The organism is Moorena sp. SIO3I6 (assembly GCF_010672095.1).
This window is the reverse complement of the sequence record NZ_JAAHHU010001501.1, coordinates 1-1,211: the sequence shown is the minus strand read 5'-3', so window position 1 is coordinate 1,211 and position 1,211 is coordinate 1. Positions and strand designations below refer to the sequence as shown.

At 45.7% G+C, this 1,211-nt stretch carries 1 protein-coding gene and 1 pseudogene; one reads left to right on the top strand and one right to left on the bottom strand.

All coding sequences use genetic code 11. The annotated features are described in order from the left end of the window. Positions 1–407: endo-1,4-beta-xylanase (locus tag F6K49_RS50655; protein ID WP_293110453.1), on the top strand; the 407-nt coding region annotated here is incomplete at its 5' end. Here the strand turns inward: F6K49_RS50655 and F6K49_RS50650 are convergent. Next, a pseudogene (locus tag F6K49_RS50650) lies at positions 369–1,211 on the bottom strand (transposase); the annotation flags it as partial. The gene F6K49_RS50655 and the pseudogene F6K49_RS50650 sit on opposite strands and share 39 nt — an antisense overlap.

The following is a 1,211-nucleotide window of genomic DNA, read 5'->3' as shown; positions in this document are numbered from 1 at the left end:
CTTGGTGGCTAACCCACGGACAATGGACACCGGAAGAGTTAATCCATATCCTGCGACAACATATTCATACTGTTGTTGGTCACTATCGGGGACAATTAGCAGCTTGGGATGTGGTCAATGAAGCGGTGGCAGACCAAAACTCAGCAGGACAAAGGAAACGAGATACAATTTGGTCGCTCGGCATTGGACCAGAATACGTTGAGTTGGCATTTCGCTGGGCTCATGAAGCTGACCCCACAGTTCCCTTGTTTTATAACGACTACGCTGGAGAAGGACTAGGGGAAAAGTCAGATGCGATTTATGCCATGGTCAAAGAATTGCGGCAAAGGGATGTCCCAATTCACGGCAGTGACTACTCCCACATCAAATCAAAGATTATGATGTGGGCTTCTCAAATTCACAAATGAGACTTGCTGTTCCTCAATATCCTGTATTGATTTACCGCAGCCATTGAGCGGCAGTCCAACCGCCAATAATCCACGATTCAAAATGTTGATACCACTGTTCCAATCACGATCGATTTTGATATTACAGCTCGAACAACAATGAACGCGATCGCTTAAACTTTTCTCGACCCTGGAACCGCAATTAAAACACTCAATGCTTGTACCTCGTGGGTTGACTTCCTGGACTAACAAACCGCGTTTGACCGCCACTGCTTGTAATATCTCCAAAAAAGCTCCCCAAGCTGCATCATTTATTGACTTTGCGTGCCCTAGTTCGAGCCAGCCCTTTGATGTTTAAATTTTCGTGAGAAATTAGGTCGTACTTACCGCACAACCAATGAGCAACCTGATAATGAAACTCTTTCCGACAACGAGTCAGATAAAGGTGCATTAAGGCGACTTTGTGCTTGGCTTTTTTCCAGTTATTAGAGCCCTTGAGACGGCGCGACATTGCTTTTTGAGCTTGAGCCAGCTTATCCTGAGCTTTTCTGTAAAACTGCGGGATAGGTACCGCCTCGCCATCGGAAGTAGTCAAAAACTTTTCTAGCCCAACATCAATTCCGACGGCAGACTTGACAGAGCCAATAGGCAAAAGTTCGGGAACTGTATCATCTTTCATTGAGATACAGCAATACCAGCCATCGGCCTTTTTGACAATAGTGCATTGCTTAAGGGTAAAGCCAATGGGTAATGACCGATGCATTACGACAGGTATTGACCCAATTCGGCTTAGTTTTAAGATCCCATCAGCCAGGTGTGCTCCCG